Below are 1,373 nucleotides of genomic sequence, written 5' to 3'. Positions count from 1 at the left end.
GTCATGTCTGCGATCGAGACCTGTCGCACCGCAGCTCTCGGCGGCCACGTTGAAGCCTGTTCTGACTGCGGGCACCAGCGGATCGCCTATAACTCCTGTCGCAACCGGCACTGTCCGAGGTGCCAGGGCGCTGCAGCACACGCCTGGCTGGAAGCCCAGCAGGCCAATCTTCTCCCTGTCGGATACTTCCATGTGGTGTTCACGTTGCCCGCCGAGATCGCCGACATTGCCTTCCACAACAAGGCACTGGTCTACGACCTGCTGTTCAAGGCGGCATCCCAGACGATGTTGACGATCGCTGCCGACCCAAAACATCTGGGCGTCCGCATCGGCATCACCGCGGTGCTTCACACCTGGGGATCGGCCATGAGCCACCATCCGCACATCCACATGATCGTGCCCGGTGGCGGCCTCACACCGGCCGGACAATGGATATCGTCACGCCCGACCTTCCTGCTGCCGGTGCGGGTGCTGGGCGCACTGTTCAGGCGCCTGTTCCTGACCCGGCTGCTCGAACTCCATGGTGCTGGAAGGCTCGTCTTCTTCGGCAAGCTGGCGGGTCTCAGCGACCGGCGTGTCTTCCTGCGCCACCTTGCGCCGGTCCGAAGGAAGCGGTGGGTTGTTTATGCCAAAGCGCCCTTCGCCGGCCCTGAAGCCGTTCTCGCCTATCTCTCGCGCTACACCCACCGTGTGGCGATCTCGAACAGCCGCCTTATCGCCTTCGACCAGACCAGCGTCACCTTCCGATACAAGAATTACCGCTGCTCCGGCGCCGACCGACAGCAGGTCATGACCATCGTCGCCGACGAGTTCATCCGCCGCTTCCTGCTGCATGTTCTGCCGCGCGGCTTCCATCGCATTCGGCACTATGGCCTGCTCGCTGGCAGCGCACGCAAGGCCAACATCGCCTGTGCCCGCGAGCTTCTGAACGCCGCCCCGCCGCCCGATCACGCCACAGCCGAAGACCCGTCGGACGTTCACCCGCCATGCCCGTGCTGCGGCGGACCCATGATTGTCATCGAGGTGTTCCAACGCTGGCGTCAGCCCCGCGGACCGCCAAATACGATGGTAACGAACCGGGAGAATGCGCCATGACCCGGCATGGCTCGCTCAGTCATATGGCCTCTTCAACCCAGCGGCGGCCAACGGGATGGCGTGCGCCGTGTCGAATGGCGATCGCTCCCCGTCGGACAAGCGCACACCGGAACGCCTCAAAAAGCTCTGCTGTCCAGCCCGCAAAGAACGTCATCGACCCGATCGGGCCAATACACGCTTCTCAAGCTGTTCACCCCCTGGCAGCCCCAGAACACAAAACCCCATAGCCAAAGCGTGCCGACCGCGGGTTCCTGCATGAGGGGCTTTCGTACGCCTGC

Annotated in this window: 1 protein-coding gene; it reads left to right on the top strand. The window is 63.7% G+C overall.

Annotation, left to right across the window (positions count from 1 at the left end):
• A partial coding sequence (locus BLR31_RS21280) for an IS91 family transposase (protein WP_143009499.1) occupies positions 1 to 1,095 on the top strand: 1,095 nt, incomplete at its 5' end.
• Positions 1,096 to 1,373: the final 278 nt, after the last annotated feature.

It is taken from the genome of Pelagibacterium luteolum (genome assembly GCF_900100665.1).
Classification (GTDB): Bacteria; Pseudomonadota; Alphaproteobacteria; order Rhizobiales; family Devosiaceae; genus Pelagibacterium; species Pelagibacterium luteolum.
Note: the sequence above shows the minus strand (reverse complement) of the source record. Positions and strands in the feature narration are given on the sequence as shown.